Annotated in this window: 14 protein-coding genes; 4 read left to right on the top strand and 10 right to left on the bottom strand. The window is 49.8% G+C overall.

Features of this window, described 5'->3' with window-relative positions; all coding sequences use genetic code 11:
* Positions 1-172: 172 nt before the first annotated feature.
* Entirely contained in the window at positions 173-862 is a 690-nt protein-coding gene (locus tag HZB61_13555) for a hypothetical protein (protein MBI5057635.1), read from the bottom strand.
* Positions 863-1,177: 315 nt separating this feature from the next.
* On the opposite strand from HZB61_13555, the gene HZB61_13550 reads away from it, so the two are divergent.
* From HZB61_13550 to HZB61_13535, 4 genes are all read left to right on the top strand, one after another.
* Positions 1,178-4,723, top strand: coding sequence for a DNA polymerase III subunit alpha (locus tag HZB61_13550; protein ID MBI5057634.1), 3,546 nt, complete (start codon positions 1,178-1,180; stop codon positions 4,721-4,723).
* 164 nt (positions 4,724-4,887) lie between these two features.
* Complete coding sequence (locus HZB61_13545; protein ID MBI5057633.1) at positions 4,888-5,865, top strand: acetyl-CoA carboxylase carboxyltransferase subunit alpha; 978 nt, start codon at positions 4,888-4,890, stop codon at positions 5,863-5,865.
* 9 nt (positions 5,866-5,874) lie between these two features.
* Positions 5,875-6,135, top strand: a complete 261-nt coding sequence (locus HZB61_13540) for a DUF4258 domain-containing protein (GenBank protein MBI5057632.1) — start codon at positions 5,875-5,877, stop codon at positions 6,133-6,135.
* Positions 6,122-6,331, top strand: a complete 210-nt coding sequence (locus tag HZB61_13535; protein MBI5057631.1) for a DUF2283 domain-containing protein — start codon at positions 6,122-6,124, stop codon at positions 6,329-6,331. Before HZB61_13540 ends, HZB61_13535 begins: the two co-directional genes overlap by 14 nt.
* A 17-nt stretch (positions 6,332-6,348) precedes the next feature.
* On the opposite strand, the gene HZB61_13530 is transcribed toward HZB61_13535, so the two are convergent.
* The 9 genes from HZB61_13530 to HZB61_13490 form a co-directional block, all read right to left on the bottom strand.
* The gene (locus tag HZB61_13530; protein ID MBI5057630.1) at positions 6,349-7,389 is read right to left on the bottom strand and encodes an HlyD family secretion protein; all 1,041 of its coding nucleotides are present in this window, start codon (positions 7,387-7,389) and stop codon (positions 6,349-6,351) included.
* Between the two features lie 2 nt (positions 7,390-7,391).
* Complete coding sequence (locus HZB61_13525) at positions 7,392-8,534, bottom strand: metallophosphoesterase (GenBank protein ID MBI5057629.1); 1,143 nt, start codon at positions 8,532-8,534, stop codon at positions 7,392-7,394.
* 8 nt (positions 8,535-8,542) lie between these two features.
* Positions 8,543-10,054, bottom strand: coding sequence for a DHA2 family efflux MFS transporter permease subunit (locus tag HZB61_13520; GenBank protein MBI5057628.1), 1,512 nt, complete (start codon positions 10,052-10,054; stop codon positions 8,543-8,545).
* 162 nt (positions 10,055-10,216) lie between these two features.
* Positions 10,217-11,314, bottom strand: a complete 1,098-nt coding sequence (locus HZB61_13515) for an HlyD family secretion protein (GenBank protein MBI5057627.1) — start codon at positions 11,312-11,314, stop codon at positions 10,217-10,219.
* 51 nt (positions 11,315-11,365) lie between these two features.
* Positions 11,366-12,595 (bottom strand): ABC transporter permease, encoded by a 1,230-nt coding sequence (locus tag HZB61_13510; protein ID MBI5057626.1) that lies wholly within the window; start codon positions 12,593-12,595, stop codon positions 11,366-11,368.
* Between the two features lie 82 nt (positions 12,596-12,677).
* Complete coding sequence (locus tag HZB61_13505; GenBank protein MBI5057625.1) at positions 12,678-13,406, bottom strand: ABC transporter ATP-binding protein; 729 nt, start codon at positions 13,404-13,406, stop codon at positions 12,678-12,680.
* 1 nt (position 13,407) lies between these two features.
* Positions 13,408-14,592 carry an efflux RND transporter periplasmic adaptor subunit gene (locus HZB61_13500; protein ID MBI5057624.1) on the bottom strand — a complete coding sequence of 395 codons (1,185 nt, stop codon included), beginning with the start codon at positions 14,590-14,592 and terminating at the stop codon, positions 13,408-13,410.
* Complete coding sequence (locus HZB61_13495; protein MBI5057623.1) at positions 14,589-15,878, bottom strand: TolC family protein; 1,290 nt, start codon at positions 15,876-15,878, stop codon at positions 14,589-14,591. The genes HZB61_13500 and HZB61_13495 overlap by 4 nt, the downstream gene beginning before the upstream one ends.
* A 126-nt stretch (positions 15,879-16,004) precedes the next feature.
* Entirely contained in the window at positions 16,005-19,109 is a 3,105-nt protein-coding gene (locus HZB61_13490) for an efflux RND transporter permease subunit (GenBank protein ID MBI5057622.1), read from the bottom strand.
* Positions 19,110-19,149: the final 40 nt, after the last annotated feature.

The following is a 19,149-nucleotide window of genomic DNA, read 5'->3' as shown; positions in this document are numbered from 1 at the left end:
TACAAGACGTATCAGGAGAAGAAGCGGAAGAGGGTAACCAGGGACACATCCCGTATTTCTCAATTAAAAAGTTGGTTGATAATGAAAATACGGGATGTGTCCCTAATTCTAATCAATGTATAGATGGGAAATCAGTTAAGTTTTTTTTGAAACTAATTGGGTGTTCCCAATTTTAAAGTTGAACATCTGCCTGTGAATCATTCTTTACGGGCTTCCATCCGAAATCACGCAGGCAGAGATCAAGTTTCTCCCACACGGTATATCTTCTAATATCAGGTGATAATAATGCTGTTTCTTTTTCAGCTTCTCTCCAGCAGATATTATTATCATAAGCAAATTCCTTGCTGCTCTTTGCCGGATGAGTATATTCGACATAAGGATATTTATGGATTTTTACGTTTGCTAATTCTTCGACATTAACCCGGACCATATTTGCAATGACTTTCGCTCCTGTTGAACCCTCAACAAAATATCCTTTAATCTCATTAGATCCAGTTTGCATCTCAAAGACAAATCTGTTGCCATTGGCAGTAGCCCATCCAATAGCTGAATCACTTATCACCTCGCCTCTCATATAATAAAAACTATTTTGAGGAGTTATACCGCTGGCAGCAAGGGCCCCAACACTGAAAATAACATCAGCATAATTACTGTCCACCATTTCAATGACTAAAGTAACATCCTGGGACGAATGCCACTTCCCTTTCCAAACTCCAAAGAAAGCGGACAATTGAGGGCTGATATTAGGCGAAGGAGCAATAAAAGTAATATTTGCCGGCAGCGGCGCGGTCGAGGCGCAGCCGATGAGGCATACTGCTGACAAAATTAAAAACAACAACGCGTTTCGTTTGAGTCTTTCCATTCTTTTCCTCCGCCTACGTTAGTAATTCGTCAAAAAACTATTCCCACAACAAAAAGACTATCCGGCTATATGCTAAAACGATAACGTTGCAGTTGTGTGTTTACACAAACACTTTCTTGCCAGCTTATTTTTTCTGACAGGGAGAAGATTTTTTTGTCTGCCGCATTTTAGAAGACATGTATCGCCCCCTCATTTTAGTCCCAAGATTTTAGAAAGAAGTGATTAATTATAGTTGTACGATTATTGACCTGTCAATAACTTTTTTCAGGACTTTTTGCGTTTGACTAACATGTCGAAATGTTCTAAAATTTTGACATGCATTCCGGGTATGTTCCTCTGCATCTGCACACCGAGTACAGTCTGCTCGATGGTGCGATAAAAATAGAAGATCTGGTAAAAAAGGCACAGGAGTATAATCTTGCTGCTGTTGCCATGACCGACCACGGGAACCTTTTCGGCGCGATAGAATTTTATAAAAAGGTTTCAAAGGCGGGGTTAAAGCCCATAATCGGCTGCGAGGTTTACATTGCGCCCAAGAGCCGCTTTGAAAAAAAGGGCGCGTCGACCGACACCACCGAATCGTCTTTCCACCTCATACTTTTGTGCAAAGACATCAGCGGGTACCAAAACCTCTCGCGGCTCGTCAGCCATGCGTATCTCGAAGGCTTTTATTACAAGCCGAGGATAGACAAGGACCTGCTCGCGCAGTACAGCGGCGGGCTCATCGGCCTCTCATCATGCCTGAAAGGCGAGATACCGCGCAATCTTCTGGCAGGCAATATTGACAGGGCGCGCGAGGCAGCGCTTGAATACAGAAACATCCTCGGCGCGGAGAATTTCTATCTTGAGATCCAGTCAAACGGCCTGCCTGAACAGGTGGCCGTCAACAAGCTGCTTATTGAATTGAGCAAAGATTTGCATATCCCTCTTGTCGCAACGAATGATTGCCATTATTTAAACAGGGAAGACGCCAAGGCGCATGAGGTGCTCCTGTGCATTCAGACTGGAAAGACGCTGAATGATACGGACAGGATGAGGTTCTCCTCGGACACTTTTTATTTTCAAAGCCCGCAGGAAATGAAAGAGGCCTTCAAGGACATCCCCGATGCGATCAATAACACAAAGTGGATCGCTGAGAAGTGCAATCTCGATTTCACCTTCAACAAATTCAGACTGCCGAAATACGAAGTCCCTAACGGCGAGCAGGTGACAACCTATATCAGAAATCTTGCCGAGGAAGGCCTGAAGAAGAAATTGGGCGGCAGCATCCCGGACAACTACATGGAGAGGTTCACCCGCGAGCTTGCAATGATCGAGAAGATGGGGTTCTCCTCTTACTTTTTGATAGTGTGGGACTTTATTCATTACGCAAAGAGCAAGGACATACCTGTCGGCCCAGGCAGAGGCTCCGCCGCAGGCAGCATTGTTGCGTACGGCCTGGATATTACGGACATTGACCCGATCAAATACGGTTTGATGTTTGAGAGATTTCTCAATCCTGAAAGAGTCAGCATGCCTGATATCGACGTGGACTTCTGCATGAACAGGCGTGGAGAGGTCATTGAATACGTAACTAACCTCTACGGGAAAGACCACGTCGCCCAGATAATAACCTTCGGGACCATGCAGGCGCGCGCGGCGATCCGGGACGTTGGAAGGGCCATGAACATTCCTTATTCGGAAGTGGACAAGGTGGCAAAGCTCGTCCCGATGGTTGCGAAGATAAGTTTAAAATCCGCCCTCAGCATGGAGCCCAAGCTCAAGGAAATATATGACACAAGGCCTGAGATAAAAGAAATGCTTGATATCGCGCAGACGCTTGAAGGCCTTTCACGCCATGCGTCAACTCACGCGGCAGGCATAGTCATTTCTCCTGAGCCGCTTACCGACTTTCTTCCCCTGCACAAGCTCCCTAACGAAGACGCGATAACAACGCAGTTCGACATGAACGCGATAAACGACCTCGGCCTGCTGAAGTTCGACTTCCTCGGGCTGAAGACGCTTACCGTAATCGACAAGGCAGAGAAAATTATAAACAGTACTGCTCAGCCTTCCGCGCCTTTTTCTGTGCGGACCATCCCTCTTGACGACAAGGCGACATATGAGCTTCTGTGCGCTGCAAAGACAGGCGGCATATTCCAGCTTGAAAGTTCAGGCATGAGAGACCTGCTTACGAGATTGAAGCCCGACGTGTTTGAGGACCTGATCGCGCTTGTCGCACTCTACAGGCCAGGCCCATTGGGCAGCGGGCTGGTTGAGGAATTTATCGATGGGAAAAAAGCCGGCGGTAAAAAGCAGACCGGCTCCCTGTCAAAACTCGGGTTGCCGAAATTAAATGAGATCGTAAAAGAGACGCACGGCATAATCCTCTACCAGGAGCAGGTCATGGAGGTCGCCCACAAGATGGCTGATTTCTCTCTCGCGCAGGCTGATATTTTAAGAAAGGCCATGGGCAAAAAGAACCCCGATGAAATGGAGAAGATGCGTACCACGTTCATCGGAGGGCTGAAGGCGAACAAGGTCTCTGACGAGAAGGCGGAGAAGCTCTACGGTTTAATACTCCAGTTTGCTGAATACGGTTTTAATAAATCACATTCAGCCGCGTACGCGCTCATTGCGTATCAGACCGCTTATCTCAAGGCGCATTACCCGGTCGAGTTCATGGCCGCTTCATTGAGCACTGACATGGACAACACTGAAAAGGTCGTTTCGTTCATAAATGAATGCAGGGACATGGGCATCGAGATCCTCCCGCCTGACATCAACGAAAGCACGAGGGAGTTCAAGGTCATCGGCAATTCGATCCGCTTCGGGCTTGAGGCTGTCAAAGGCGTGGGCAGCGCCGCGATTGACGCGGTCATCGAGACCAGGGGCGACAGTAAATTTGACTCCTTCTTTGATTTCTGCATAAAGGCGGATTCCAGGCGCGTGAACAAGAAGGTCATTGAAAGCCTCATCAAGGCTGGCGCGATGGATTCATTAGGCAAGCGCGCGCAATTGATGCATAATCTCCCAAATGTGATGGACGCGGCGATGCGTTCCCTGAAGGAGAAAAATTCGGGACAGGCAAGCATGTTCTTTGACGAGCAGCAGCCGATTGCCCCGCGCATGACCGAGGTTGATGAATGGGACGAATCAAAACGCCTGATGATGGAGAAAGAGGCCCTCGGCTTTTACATCACCGGGCATCCCTTAAACAAATACAAAGAGAAATTCGCGGAGCTTTCCATAACGCCTACGCATGAGCTTCAGGAGACCGAAGACAGGCAGGACATTAATATCGGAGGGCTTGTAAGGGAGATAAAACAGATACAGACCAGGAACAAGGACCTGATGGCTTACGTGACAATTGAAGACCTGTTCGGGACGCTCGAGGTTGTGGTCTTCCCTGATGTTTACCAGGAAGCGCAGGCTGTAATGACCCAGGACTCGCCTGTAATTATCTCCGGGTACACCGACAAGACGGACAAGGGTTTAAAGGTCATCGCAAAGAAGATCGTCTCTATAGAAAACCCCGATGTTGCCGGAGAGCTGAAAAACGTCAGCGATTCAAGAAGCGGGAACCCCAGGAACGGGAATTACCGCCAGAAGAAAAGCCCTCCCGCGCCAGCTCCGAAGCTGACAACCGCGCAGTATAAAGCGCTTGTGCTGACGATGCAAAGCACTGTTCAGCCGGAGACCCTCCCGAAACTGAATGAGGTATTTTCAAGATACACCGGAGACTGCCCTGTGTACCTGAAAATAATCTCGCCGCAAAACTGGGAGACGGTCTTACTTACCGGCAGGCAGGTAATGCCTTCAAAAGAACTGATCGCCGAGACGGAAAACCTTCTGGGTGCAGGGACAGCGGTATTGAATTAAAAATTACAAAATAAAAAGAAGAATTAACCACAGAGAACACGGAGGTTACAGAGAGAAATTTTAAAATTTTTAAAAATATTTCGTTGTTTTTCTCTGTGTACTCTGTGCCCTCTGTGGTAAAAAAAATATTTTTTCTCCGGCTATGCCGGATTAGGAGTTAGTGAATGCATTATTATCTTGACTTTGAGCGTCCGGTCGCAGAACTGGAAAATAAAATAGAGGAACTCAAGCGCCTTGCTGACGGCAAGGACATGAACATAACTTCCGAGATAAAAAAGCTCGAGAAAAAGGCAAAGGACCTCCGGGCGGACATATTCGCAAAAATAACCCCCTGGCAGAAGACCCTCATCGCGCGTCATCCCGAAAGGCCGTACACGCTCGATTATACAAAGCTCATTATGGAAGACTTTATCGAACTGCACGGCGACAGGCGGTTCGCTGACGATACGTCGATAGTCGCCGGGTTCGCGAAATTCCAGGGCATCCCTGTCGCTGTTATCGGACATCAAAAGGGACGCTCCACAAAAGAGAGGATCGAAAGGAATTTCGGCCAGCCCCACCCTGAAGGGTACAGGAAGGCGCTCAGGATAATGAAGCTCGCCGAGAGATTCGGCAGGCCGATATTTACTTTCATCGACACACCCGGCGCGTATCCCGGTATCGGCGCTGAGGAAAGGGGACAGGCAGAGGCCATAGCAAAGAACCTCCTTGACATGTTTATGATAAAGACACCGATCATCGCAACCGTGATCGGCGAAGGCGGCAGCGGCGGCGCGCTCGCGCTTGCGGTGGGAGACGCAGTGCTCATGCTTGAGCATTCAGTGTATTCGGTTATCTCGCCTGAAGGCTGCGCCGCGATCCTGTGGAAAAAGAACGGCACAGAGCTTGGCCAGGGAGAATATGAAAAGGCCTCCGAGTCACTGAAAATGACCGCGCAGGACTTGTACAGCTTCGGAGTAATTGATGAGATCATCCCCGAACCGGTCGGCGGCGCGCACCGGGATTACCCGGAGACAATGGAAGCGGTAGTAAAGGTGTTAAAGAACCGTCTCACCGACTTGATGAAGAAGCCCGTTGACCTGCTGCTTGAAGAGCGCTATGAAAAATTCAGATCAATGGGCGCGGTGGAGGAAGCGGGGTAAATCGTTATAATGGTAGATATAAAACACAGCGATCACCTGTTACTGAAAATCGATATACTCAAAGCTCATGGCATTGACCTTTCACTTGAAAAAGTTGACGATATAATAAGATTTCCTGATAAAATAGGAACAGGCTATAAGAACAGATTAATTGCACAGAAAAGGCTGGATGATGAACATGTCCTCAGAGTTGTCTATGAGGAACAAGCAGACAGGATTCTGGCAATAACTGTTTATCCCGGAAGGAGGTCACGGTATGAGAAAGATTAGATACAGCAAAGATGTTGATGCGCTCATGGTAGAACTTTCAGACAAGCCGATTGATTATGCTGAAGAGGAAGGACAGGTTATTGTCCACTTTTCACATGACGGCGAGCCCGTACTTATTGAAATCCTTGACGCAAAGGAATTTGTCCTCAACATGCTCTCAAGTGTCATGAACGAAAAAGAAGTTGCGATACCATAAGGACAGCTTACTCCCTTCTATTTCCTGACCGGTATCTCGACACTCACTGTCATGCCTGGTTTTAAAACCTGCCCGTTGTCCTCAACCCGTATTTCCACATGAAAGGTCTTGATGTCCTGCACCCCCTGGCGGACGTCTCTTTGAGTTGCAAACTCCGCGTACCTGCCGATCTTATAGACCCTGCCGCTGATCGATTTCTTTTCCATCCCTTCAACAGTGACGCGGGCCTCACTGCCTGCCCTGATATGCCCGATCAGGTTTTCCTCAACATCGATCCTCACCCATAGATTTTGCATGTCAACTATCGTAAGGACCGTTATTCCGGGTGAGGCAAATTCTCCGGCCTCCATCGCCTTGAATACCACAGTCCCTGAAATAGGCGTCTTTATTGCCGTGTCATCAAGTCTCGCCTTCTGAATGGAGAGCGCGGCCTCCGCCTCTTTGAGCCTTGCCTTTGCGGATGAAAGCAGGGTCTGCGAGTAATTTATTTGCGACAATGACTGTTCAACGCGGGAGAGCGAGGCCTCGTGTCCCGCCCTGGATGATTCATACGCCGCCCTTGAGGACCCATATGCCGTCACGACCCTGTCCTCATCAGCCTGTGACGCCAGGTTCTCTTCAAAGAGCGACGTCATGCGCTCCATCTGTTTTTTTGCGTCATCCATCTGGACCTTCGACTTCTCAACATCAGCCTCCCTGTTCTTCACATCGGCTTTTGCCGCATTCAGGTCCGCGCGTGAACTTTCTATCATAGCGGCTGCGCTTCTTTCATCTGCCTTTGCCCTTTCCAATGACGCAATTGCCTGCTCAACTGCCGCCTTCAGGTCATCACTGACAAGGCTGATAACAACTGCGTCCTTCTGAACGGCATCGCCTTCTCTGCAGCATATCTCTGAGATCCTTCCTGATATCTTTGAGGCAAGATTTACCTCAGTGCCTTCAACGATTCCCGTGGTCACAATTTTCTCCAATGGTTTTTCTTTCAGGAGAGAATAAATAAATATTCCCGCAATTATCAGCAGTACGATTATTGATATGATCGCTATGCGTTTTTTCATTATCATGTTGCCTTCTGTTCCGAAACCACCTCTATAATAGTCAATTCCGGCGGAGAAAGGAAACGCACCGGCGGCCCCGCTGTGCCTGCGCCACGGCTTACATACAGGGCGGAGCCTTTTGACAGATTAATAAAACCTGTGTGATGCTCGAATATGAAAGGCGCGAGGAGATTGATGGGGAATATCTGCCCGTTATGAGTATGCCCTGAAAGCTGAAGATCGAAAAGACCAAAGCTGCCGCTGTCTATCTCAGGGCGGTGTTTTAACAGTAGGGTAAAAATATTATCAGGGAGTTTGGACAGAATTTCTTTTTCCGGTCCATTGTGATCTTTATTCGTGTCTCCATTAAGATCATCCACGCCTGCGATATTGATAATGCCTTCCACTGTAATCCCGCGCCCCCTGAGTATGGTAAACCCGGAGGTCTCAATGAATTTTATCGAATGTTTCAACCCGCCGTAAAACTCATGATTGCCGATGACGGCAAACTTGCCGAGCCTCGCGTGGAGCTTTTTCAGGTTATCCGAGAGATAATCAACATGACTTACTACTCCGTCAAGAAGGTCTCCTGTGGAGACTATCAGGTCAGGCTTTACGCCTTCGATCAATCTGATTACTTTATTCAGGGCTTTGTCCCTGATGACCATTCCGAGATGCAGGTCTGAGATCTGAGCTATCGTGATCTTGCCAACTCCTTCCGGGAGCTTTGAAGTTTTTACTGTGAGCTTCTCGACCTTCAGGTTTTTCGCCTCATAAATTCCGTAAACGTTTACGGCAGCCGAGATGCAAAGCGGAGCAAAAAAAGTATAAAAAGGTGAAACCGCAATTGAACTCAGATCCCGCCCGAACAGAACATCACCACGCAGCATTATGAAATTATAAAATTCAAGCAGCAGCGCAAGCGGAAAGAAGACTATGAGAAGCGATACCCACATGAAGCCTGTGTATGCGAAGGTTCGTGCCGTCTTTTCATTCCCCCTCATGCTGTAGAAATGTATCAGCACAGGAGACAACGCCATAAACAAAATGCACAGGCCTGTCACGATGCCCGCGGTTGTGCCGGCTTTGAATAAATACGACAGCTTGAAAAATATATACAGGTTCGCCAGTCCGTATGCCGAGATAAAAAATATAAACAGTCTCATCGTCTATATCATCTCCGCAGGTCTTTTCTCATTAACATTATAAACGGCAGGGTGCAGATCATTATTATACTGAGCAGGTGGAAGGCATCGTTAAAGGACATCATGGAGGCCTGTCTTGTTAATTGGCCATAGATACTGCTTAAACCGGCAGATTGCGACGTGACCGGGTCAAACCCTTTTTGCTGCAGAGATTGGGCGAGCTGTGAGGAGGTGATCTGGTAGCTTCTGTCAAACGGCGTGAGGTGCTCTACAAGATGGTTCTGATGAAACTGAGCGCGCCTTGCGAGCATAGTGGTAATAAAAGCGACCCCGAAACTGCCTCCAAGGTTTCTGAGGAGATTGAATATCCCCGCAGCGTTCCCCATCTCTTCTCTCTTGATGCCCGACATTGTAAGTGTGGTGAGCGGAATAAAAAGAAACCCCATGCCCACTCCCAAAACCAGCCTCGGCCATATTACAGTGTTAAAATCCGCGGACAGGTTAAAGTTCGACATGAGATATACAGAATATGCGGCCACGGTTATGCCGAAGCAAAGCACGGCCTTTGGGTTCATCCTTGTAACAAGCCTTCCGGCAATGGGCATGGCAATAAGAGATGCTATCCCCCCCGGCCCAAGCACCATCCCTGCCAGCGTTGAAGTGTAGCCCATGAGCGTTTGAAGATATATCGGCAGAAGCACGATGCTGCCGAACAGATTGAAAAACGCAAAGAACATAATAAGGCTGCCTGTTGTGAATGTCACGTTCTTTAATGTCTTCAAATTGACCACGGGATGCTCCGCGAATAATTCAATGATCACAAAGAGTGTCAGGGAGACTGCCGAGATTATACTGAACCACATTATGAAATCCGACGCGAACCAGTCTTCCCTCTCACCCTTGTCAAGGACTATCTGCAGGCAGCCGAGTCCGAGCGCGAGAAACGCGAGTCCCCAGTAGTCGATCTTCATCTTCATGCCTTTCATGTACAGCGGGTCAACAATAAAAAATATCACCATCAATATCGAGATGATGCCTATCGGGATATTGATGAAGAAGATCCAGTGCCACGACCAGCTGTCCGTGATCCACCCTCCTAAAAGAGGCCCGACAATTGGCCCGAACATTATCCCTATGCCGAATATGGCCATCGCCATGCCGTGCTGTTTTTGAGGAAAGGTCTCAAGCAGTATTGACTGTGATATCGGCTGGAGCGCGCCGCCTCCCATGCCCTGAAGTATCCTGAAGAATACAAGGCTCTGCAGGTTCCACGCCAAGCCGCAGAGCAGCGAGCTGAAGGTAAACAGGGAAATTGAAAATATCAGATAACGCTTCCTGCCGAAATACCTGCTTAGCCATCCCGTCATCGGGATGATGATCGCGTTTGATACGAGATAAGATGTAATGGTCCACGTCGCCTCATCAATCCCCGCGGACAGACTCCCTCGGATGTGATCAAGCGAGACATTGACTACAGACGTGTCGATGATCTCGATGAGCGTGGGGAGCATTACTGTAAGTGCGACAAGCCATTTGTTCATGAAAGTTCCTTAGGAAATAACCACGGAGTGCACGGAGAACACGGAGATTAAAAACTTATTTATATAATTTGTATCTGTCTTGTTTTTACTCATATCAAATGACTTTATATTGACATTAGGTCCATTCTCAGTGATCTCTGTGGTCCAACTGCTTTTGTAGATCTATTTTTCAACCACTATCGTCGGCTCCACGGACATGCCGATTCTTAAAATATGGTCGGGGTCTGTGGCTTTATCAAGAAGTATCTTGACCGGCACCCTCTGCACTATTTTGACAAAATTGCCTGTAGCGTTTTCAGGGGGAAATAAAGAAAAGACTGCGCCCGTGCCTGCCATAATGCTGTCTACCTTGCCGGTAAATTTTTTATCGGGATATGTGTCGATCTTTATCTCCGCCTTCTGTCCCGGCCTTATTTTGTCTAACTGTGTTTCTTTGTAATTTGCAACCACCCAGATATCATCAAGAGGCACGACAGCCATAAGCGGCTGGCCCGCCTGGACCTGGTTGCCGGCCTCAACGGACTTCCTCGTGACGCGCCCTTCAGCAGGGGCGTAGATTTTCGTGTACCCAAGGTTCAGCTCAGCCGCTGCCAGCGAGGCCTCTTTCTGTTTTATCAAAGATTTCTGTGGCTCAATTGCTGTTGATGCCTGCTTTATAACAGCCTTCTGTGTTTCAAGGCGCGATTCAGTCCGCTTCAGTTCCTCTTTTGCCGCCTTTACCTGGGCGACTGCTACATCGTACGCTGTTTTTGTCCTGTCGTAAGTTTCCCTGGGAATAATTTCATCTTTGATAAGGCTCCCGGCCCTTTTCAAATCTGTCTCTGCCTGACGCATGTTCGCCTCCTGAAGTTCAAGGTTCGCCCTTGCCGCGCCGACCGCCGACTTGATCTCCTCAAATTGTTTTCTTGTCGTATCGAGCTGAGAATCCAGCTCTGTAAGTTTTGTCTTCTCAGTTTCAAGACCTGAAGAGGCGCCTTTCACACTGACGTCGAAATCCGCGGAGTCTATCTCAAGAAGAAGCTCGCCCTGCTTCACAGGCTGGTTATCTTCAACATAAACTTTTTTGACCGTCCCCTGGACCTTCGAGGCGATTGTATGGATGCGCCCTGTGATAAAGGCGTCATCCGTGGTGATGTGGGTATTTTTATACTGGACATAAAAATATCCCGTGATCGCGCTTGCTATCAGAACGAGGACAAAGATCGTGATGGCGATCTTCTTTTTATGACTTCCGTTTGCTGGTGTTTTCTGTTCTTCCATTTAATCTGTTGTCCTCTCTTATTTTTGCAAGGGCTGGTTTTAAACCCGCCCTTACTCATATCTCAAAGCCTCGATCGGGTTAAGCAGTGAGGCCTTATATGCGGGATAGAACCCGAAGAATATTCCCACAAGCCCGGAGAAGCTGAAAGCGAGGAGCACCGAAAGCGGGGAGACTATCGTGGGCCATTCCGCTAACGATGAAATTATCTGCGAGCTCGTCAGGCCGATGACTATCCCTGCAGCGCCTCCTGTCAATGATAATGCCAGCGCCTCAATTATAAACTGGAGCCTTATGTCCCAGGTCTTTGCGCCTACTGCCATGCGTATCCCTATTTCCCTTGTCCTTTCAGTGACCGATACGAGCATGATGTTCATAATGCCGATCCCTCCGACAAGCAGGGACACGGACGCTATCGCGCCAAGCAGCATTGTCATGACACTCGCGGACTGCTCCGCGGCCTGCATCATCTGCGTGAGGTTCCGGACGGTAAAATCATTTTCCTGCCTCTGCCCGATGTGGTGCCTCTGCCTGAGCAGCTCGTTGATCTGCCTCTCCGCTGAATCAAGGTCTTCCGTGCTCTTTGCCTTTACCATCATCATTCTTATCATGCCGGGGAATGAGGTGCCGAAGAGCTTTTTCTGCGCTGTTGTCACCGGCACATAGATCGCGTCATCCTGGTCCTGTCCTCTGGGGTCCTGGCCTTTGACCTCAAGGACGCCGATGACTGTAAACGGTATCTTTTTTATCCTGACTATTTGCCCCACCGGGTCCAAACCTCCAAAGAGCATGTCCACAACCGTTTGTCCAAGCAGGCAGACCTTTGTCGCGCTTTTGATGTCCTGCTCTGTAAAAGCCCTGCCGGCAGACAGCTTCCAGTCGCGCACGTTTAACATCCCGGGGGTTGTCCCTGTCACGCCTGTCGACCAGTTCTGATTGCCGTAAACGATCTGCGCGACACCGCTGAGCACCGGGGCCACATCAGATACCGCCGGGCATTCCTTCAATACGGCCTCGGCATCTCCCAGCGTCAAAGTTGATTGAGTTCCAGCGCCCATCCTGACGCCGCCTGAGGAAGTGGCCCCCGGAACGACCATCAGGAGGTTGCTTCCCAGGCTTGATATCTGCTGCTGAATCTGGCTGCTTGCGCCTGTGCCGACCGCGAGCATCGCGATGACCGCGCCGACCCCGATAATAATTCCGAGCATGGTGAGGGCTGAGCGCATTTTGTTCACCCTCAAGGCCCTGAGTGAGATCCGTAATGTAGCAGGTATATTAATCATAATGTCACCTTCATTTCATAGGAACCACAGAGGCACGGAGGCACAGAGAAAATAAGAAAATAAATAAGTTCCTGTTTTGATCTCATCCCAGCTTTTCCTCAGTGTCTCTGTGGCTCTGTGGTAAATTCCCTTTTTTCTCATCGCTGACAATCCGGCCGTCAAGGAATTTTATTACACGTTTGCTGTATTCGGATATATCAGGCTCATGTGTCACGAGTATTACTGTGATATTTGATTCCGTGTTCAGTTTCACGAAAAGCTCCATTATCTCTGCGCTGGTCTTTGTATCGAGGTTGCCTGTGGGTTCATCTGCAAGTATGATCGGGGCGTTGTTCACCAGCGCCCTTGCTATGGCCACCCTCTGCTGCTGTCCGCCTGAAAGCTGGTTGGGATGATGTCCTTCCCTTCCCTCAAGCCCCACGCTCTTCAGCGCGTATATTGCCTTCTGCTTTCTCTCTTTGGAGGACAGGCCGTCATAGAGCATCGGCAGTTCAACATTTTCAAGCGCGGAGGCCCTTGAAAGCAAATTGAATCCCTGAAAGACGAAGCCTATTTTTTTGTTTCTTATAGCGGCAAGCTCGTCCCTGTCGAGACCTCCCACGTCAATGCCTTCCAGAATATATTTGCCGCCCGTAGGTTTGTCCAGGCAGCCGAGGATGTTCATGAAAGTTGATTTACCCGAACCCGATTGTCCCATGATCGCCACAAATTCACCCTTGTCTATAGTCAGCGAGACATCGCATAACGCGCAGAGATCTATGTCGCCTGTCCTGTAAACTTTCTGGATCCCGTTTGCTTCGATAAGCGGCATATCAGAACCTTGGACGTGGAGCGCTGCCGGTATTTTTTTGTTTCGCAAGAGACTCAACTATTAACTCCTGTCCCTCACTTACGCCGCCTGAGACGAGTTCAGTGTAATTGCCGTCGCTGATCCCTGTTTTTACAGGCATGCGTTTGGCCTTACCGCCCTCAAGCACCCAGACTCCGGGCCCTTTTTCCCTTTGCTGCCCCTGCGTCCGGCCTTTGTCTTTAGCGGCAGGGGTGAACCGTAGCGCGGCATTTGGTATCTTGAGAATGTCCTTTTTACTTTGCAGGACTATTGAGACATTGGCGGTCATGCCGGGTTTAAGCAGGGGAGAATGGCCGTTCTCTCTTACGGGGTTGTCCACTCCGATAACTACATCATATGTGACGACATTCTGCACTATGATGGGGGAGTTCCGCACCTGCGACACCAGTCCTTTAAAAGTAACATCGGGATAGGCGTCAACGGTAAATTCAACATCCTGCCCGACCTTTATATTCCCGATGTCAGCTTCATCCACGTTCGTATCGATCTGCATCTTCGTCAGGTCCTGGGCTATGGTGAAAAGTGTGGGCGTCTGAAAGCTCGCGGCAACGGTCTGCCCGATGTCCACATTCCTCGATATCACAACGCCGTCAACCGGAGAAAGTATCTTCGTGTACCCCAGGTTCGTCTCCGAGATCTTAAGCGCTGCATCCGTCTGCGCGACTTGGGCCTTTGAAACATTCACCTGCGCCTTCGCAGTTTCGTAATTCGTCTCCGCTGTATCAAGTTCGCTTCTGGCGATAAGGTTTTTTGAAAGTAATCCCCTGTTCCTGTCCATCGTCCGCTTCGCGTCTATAAGAGCAGTCTCTGACTTCTCCAGGTTTGCTTTTGCTGAAAGAAGATTGGCCCTTGCCTGCGCCACCTGCGCCTCAAAAGTTGCCGGGTCTATTAATGCGATCACCTGGCCTTTTTTAACCGGGGAATTAAAATCAACGAAGATATTTTTAATTGTGCCGGAGACCTGCGTGCCCACAAGAACGGTTGTCACGGCATTGACCGTACCTGTCGCTGTAACGGTTGCAACGATGTCTCCTTTGACGGCCTTTTCAGTCCTGTAGTTGACCTCATTCTCTTTGTCCCCGACTGAGAAGAACGCCGCCGCGCCCAGGGCTGCCGCGATCAGGATGCCGATCATTATTTTTTTCATTTTACCCCCATTGCCTTTTCAAGGCTTGACCGGGCGATCTTGTAATCATACAGCGCCTGGTTGTAAGCCGTCTTCGCGTTGATCAGGGACACCTCCGCATCCGTGACCTCAATGGGGCTGCCAACTCCGGCGGCATACCTGCCGTTTGCGATCTCGAAGTTCTCTTCAGCCTGTTTCACATTGAGCCCCGCAGTAGTGATCCTCTCCTCCGCCTGCTGCAGATCCAGATACGCCTGCTGTATTTCAAGGAGGACCCCCTGCCTTAACGTCTCTTCATTGGCCCTGATGACGTTCAGGTTTGCCCTTGATTCTTCCACCTGGTATTTGGTAAGGAACCCGCTGAATAAGGGGAACGATAAGGTCACCCCAGCCTCCCATCCGTGATCAAGGGGGAACTTCTGTCCCGACCAGTTATACGCTGCAATGCCTGAGAGTGTGGGATAATAATCTTTAGCGGCAAGGTCAATGGAGCTTTCAGTTGCCTGTCTTCTGAAAACAAGCGACTTCAGGTCGGGCCTGTTTGAGTATGCAGTCTCAAGCGCCTTATCTAAGGTAATTTCATATTTTAAGAAATCAAGGTTGTCCTCTATACCGTACTCAGGCGCATCAGGCACGCCCATCGCGTTGTTCAGCACCACCCTGGATATCTTCAGTGAATTTTCGGCAGTGATCAGGTTCAGCTTTGCGTTCCCGAGGTCTACCTCTGCCTTCGTGACATCGAATTTGGGTTTTGTACCGGCTTCGTAAAACCCTTTGGCCTGTTCAAGGTGCAGCTGGAATTGTTTTACTGAATCGGCTGCGACAACCACGTTCCTCTGTGCCGCCAGGACCCCGTAATATGCCTGCTTGACATTAAAGACAGTCTGCTCAAATACATTTTCCAGATCGGACCGGGAAGAATCAAGATTGAAGTTCTGTATCTTCACCTGTGTCGATGTCTTGCCGAAATCATAGATGTTCTGGCTCAGCGCTGCACGGGCCGTATATTGATCAAAGGCATCCGAGGAAACAGAGGTCCCGGTCCTGCTGAAGCCGGCAGTGGCCACCCTGCTGTAGCCGGATGTCAGGTCTATCTGGGGATAATAATTTGCCTGCGCCTGTCCCACCCTGCTCAGGCTCGCGTCAACAGTGCTTGCTGCGGCAAGGATATTCGGCTGGCGCAGCAAACTGATATCAATGCACCGCTGCAAGCTGAGTGTCTCTCCCTTCTTTATGAGCTCCTCTGCATCTGCATTGGAGATGGATATGAATATCAATAATAAAACGAGGGCAATGACCCTTTGCATGTTAAACCTCCTGAAAAAATATATTGCTATATTTCTGTCATTCCGGCTTGTCCGGAATCTTTCTTTTATTGCTCACAATGTTTGCAAGTAGATTCCGGACAAGCCGGAATGACAACTCTTGCATATTTAAATCCCTGCATGTCCTTCCCCGCGCGACTTGAACCTTTGACCGGCCTTCTCCTGGAATCTGTCCATGTAGTAATAAACCACCGGGGTTATGTACAGGGTCAGCAGCTGGGAAACGAGCAGGCCTCCGACAACAGCCAGGCCGAGCGGGCGGCGCGATTCAGCGCCGGCGCCGAAACCGATGGCAATGGGCAATGTCCCCATCAGCGCTGCCATTGTGGTCATCATGATAGGGCGGAAACGTGTTATTGCGCCTTCATAAATAGCGTCGATTGGCGACTTCCCTTCCTTGCGCTGCGCCTCCAGTGCAAAGTCTATCATCATGATGGCATTCTTCTTCACTATGCCCAGCAGCATTATCACGCCCACAAAGGCATAGATGTTCAGGTCCTTATGAAATATCAAAAGGGTGATCAACCCGCCGAACAAAGCAGCGGGCAGTCCCGATAGAATGGTGAGGGGATGGATAAAGCTCTCATAAAGAATTCCTAACACAATGTAAATAACCAGCAGCGCCATGATGAGCAGTATCCACAGTCCCTGGGTTGACGCCTTAAACGCCTGGGCCGTCCCCTGGAAGCTGGTGCTGATAGTCTGCGGCAGGGTTTCGCGGGCAAGTTTATCAACTGCCGCAACCGCGTCACCAAGCGCTACCCCCGGCCTGAGGTTAAAAGATATAGTGACCGCAGGGAGCTGGCCCAGATGGTTCACTGTGAGAGGGCCGACGTTCCTGGTAAGGTTCGCTACAGTGTTTAACGGGACCAACTGCCCTGAGCTGGACCGTATATAGAGCAGTGAGAGCGCCGAGGGGTCTGTCTGGTACTTTGGTTCAAGCTCCATAATGACCTTGTACTGGTTGTTCGGGGCATAGATGGTCGAGACCTGCTGCGAACTATAAGCCAGGGACAGGGCATTCTCGACCTGCTCTGCTGTAACGCCCAACGCGGAAGCCTTGTCACGGTTGATCTCTATATTTACCTGGGGATTTTTGATCTGCATGTCAGTTGTAACATCCTGCAGCTGCGGATGAGCGCGCATCTTGCCTTCCAGTTCCGCTGCCCGGGTGTAAAGTTCGCCGGGGTCCGGGCTTTGCATTGTGAACTGGTACTGGCTCTTGGTCAACTGTCCCCCGATGCGGATGGCAGGGAGATTTTGCATGAACATCTGTATGCCTGGGACCTTTGAGACCTTTGGCCGCAGTTCCTGGATAATTTCGTCCGCGCTCAATTCCCTGTCCTTGCGTGGTTTCAGGCGCATGAACATACGGCCCGTATTATTTGCTACGCTTGCCCCGCTCGCACCGACAGCGGACATAAAGGCATCGATGTTCGGGTCTTTTGAAACTATTGCGGCTAATTTTTTCTGGTGCTCCACCATATCCTCAAAAGAAATACCCTGTGCCGCTTCGGTAAATGCAAAGACCTGGCCGGTATCTTCCGAGGGGAGAAACCCCATCGGGATCTTCCAGAATAAAAAGCCCGTTGCAACAGTTAGAATTATAGTGACCGCCATGATTGTGCGGCGATAATGAAGCACTGATTTGAGAGTGCGCTGGTAGGCGTGCAGCATCCCGTCAAAGAACCGTTCCATAAACATGTACATGCGGCCGTGTTTCTCCGCTGCCGAATGCGGCCTGATGAAACGACTGCTGAGCATGGGCGTGAGCGTCAGGGAAACAATCCCCGATATTAAAATAGCCATGCTGATCGTCACGGCAAATTCATGAAGTATCCGGCCCATGATCCCGCCCATGAAAAGCACCGGAATGAAGACCGCCACAAGTGAAAGGGTCATGGATAAAATGGTAAACCCTATTTCCCTGGAGCCTGTAAGCGCGGCGTCGAGGACCTTTTCACCCTTTTCTATGTGACGCATGATATTTTCGAGCATGACAATGGCGTCGTCCACTACAAAACCGACTGACAGAGTTAATGCCATAAGAGAAATGTTGTCTATGCTGAAGCCCATCACGTACATGGCAGCGAACGTGCCGATGATTGAGAAAGGCAGCGCAAGACTCGGTATGATCGTCGCCGAGAGATTGCGCAGAAAAAGAAATATCACCAGGACCACAAGGAAGACAGTCAGGAGAAGTGTGAATTTAACATCATTGACCGACTCACGGATGGACACGGACCGGTCATAGAGGATGTCCAGGTTGACCGACGGAGGCAGCAGGGCGCGGAAGGACGGCAGAAGGCCCTTGATGCTGTCCACTACTTCGACCGTATTTGTCCCGGGCTGACGCTGGACGGCAAGAACAACTGAACGGGTATTGTTGTACCAGTTTGCCACCTTATTATTTTCAACGCTGTCGATGACCCTGCCGATTTGTTCGAGGCGGACCGGCGAACCGTTGCGATAGGCGACTATCAGCGGGCGGTAGTCCTCTGCATTATACAACTGTCCTGTTGCCTGTATGGTAAAGGCCTGCTGCTTGCCCTGAAGCTGGCCTGTGGGGAGGTTCACATTTCCCCGGTCCAGCGCGCTTGCCACTTCATCAATGCCGATCTGCCTTGAAGCCAGGGCCATCGGGTCAAGCTGCGCGCGCACGGCAAATTTCTGCGCCCCGAAAACCGACACCTGCGCCACGCCGCTTATCATCGATATGCGCGGGGAAATAAAGGTGTCCGCGTACTCGAATACTTTGGAAAGAGGCAGTGTGGCTGAACTGAGCGCAATGTAGATGACCGGCTGGTCAGCGGGGTTTACCTTGTTGTACGTCGGGGGGGTCGGCATATTCTGCGGGAGCTGCCGCGAGGCCTTGGCTATCATGGCCTGCACATCCTGGCCTGCGGCATCAACATTCCTGCTCAGATTGAATTGCAAAGTGATCTGCGTATTTCCCAGCCCGTTGGTTGAAGTCATTGAATCGAGGCCCGCGATGGTTGAGAACTGGCGCTCCAGCGGGGTCGCAACCGCTGATGCCATTGTCTCAGGACTTGCCCCGGGCAGGCTGGCACTCACCTGTATAGTGGGGAAATCCACATTCGGGAGATCGCTTACGGGGAGAAACCTGTATGCCGCCAGTCCGAAGACAAGTATGGACAGCATGACCAGCGTGGTCATGATCGGCCTGCGTATAAAAATTTCAGACAAGTTCATAATCTAAATTCAAACCACTGAGGCATTTTTATTTTCCTCC

Source organism: Nitrospirota bacterium (genome assembly GCA_016214845.1).
In the GTDB taxonomy this organism is placed as follows: domain Bacteria; phylum Nitrospirota; class Thermodesulfovibrionia; order UBA6902; family UBA6902; genus SURF-23.
Note: the sequence above shows the minus strand (reverse complement) of the source record. Positions and strands in the feature narration are given on the sequence as shown.

Excerpts from the sequence above, each read along its gene's own strand:
- HZB61_13490 (MBI5057622.1), bottom strand. The coding sequence starts at position 19,109 with ATGAACTTGTCTGAAATTTTTATACGCAGGCCGATCATGACCACGCTG.
- HZB61_13540 (MBI5057632.1), top strand. The coding sequence starts at position 5,875 with ATGGTAGATATAAAACACAGCGATCACCTGTTACTGAAAATCGATATA.
- HZB61_13545 (MBI5057633.1), top strand. The coding sequence starts at position 4,888 with ATGCATTATTATCTTGACTTTGAGCGTCCGGTCGCAGAACTGGAAAAT.
- HZB61_13550 (MBI5057634.1), top strand. The coding sequence starts at position 1,178 with ATGCATTCCGGGTATGTTCCTCTGCATCTGCACACCGAGTACAGTCTG.
- HZB61_13515 (MBI5057627.1), bottom strand. The coding sequence starts at position 11,314 with ATGGAAGAACAGAAAACACCAGCAAACGGAAGTCATAAAAAGAAGATC.
- HZB61_13505 (MBI5057625.1), bottom strand. The coding sequence starts at position 13,406 with ATGCCGCTTATCGAAGCAAACGGGATCCAGAAAGTTTACAGGACAGGC.
- HZB61_13520 (MBI5057628.1), bottom strand. The coding sequence starts at position 10,054 with ATGAACAAATGGCTTGTCGCACTTACAGTAATGCTCCCCACGCTCATC.
- HZB61_13530 (MBI5057630.1), bottom strand. The coding sequence starts at position 7,389 with ATGAAAAAACGCATAGCGATCATATCAATAATCGTACTGCTGATAATT.
- HZB61_13555 (MBI5057635.1), bottom strand. The coding sequence starts at position 862 with ATGGAAAGACTCAAACGAAACGCGTTGTTGTTTTTAATTTTGTCAGCA.
- HZB61_13525 (MBI5057629.1), bottom strand. The coding sequence starts at position 8,534 with ATGAGACTGTTTATATTTTTTATCTCGGCATACGGACTGGCGAACCTG.
- HZB61_13495 (MBI5057623.1), bottom strand. The coding sequence starts at position 15,878 with ATGCAAAGGGTCATTGCCCTCGTTTTATTATTGATATTCATATCCATC.
- HZB61_13510 (MBI5057626.1), bottom strand. The coding sequence starts at position 12,595 with ATGATTAATATACCTGCTACATTACGGATCTCACTCAGGGCCTTGAGG.
- HZB61_13535 (MBI5057631.1), top strand. The coding sequence starts at position 6,122 with ATGAGAAAGATTAGATACAGCAAAGATGTTGATGCGCTCATGGTAGAA.
- HZB61_13500 (MBI5057624.1), bottom strand. The coding sequence starts at position 14,592 with ATGAAAAAAATAATGATCGGCATCCTGATCGCGGCAGCCCTGGGCGCG.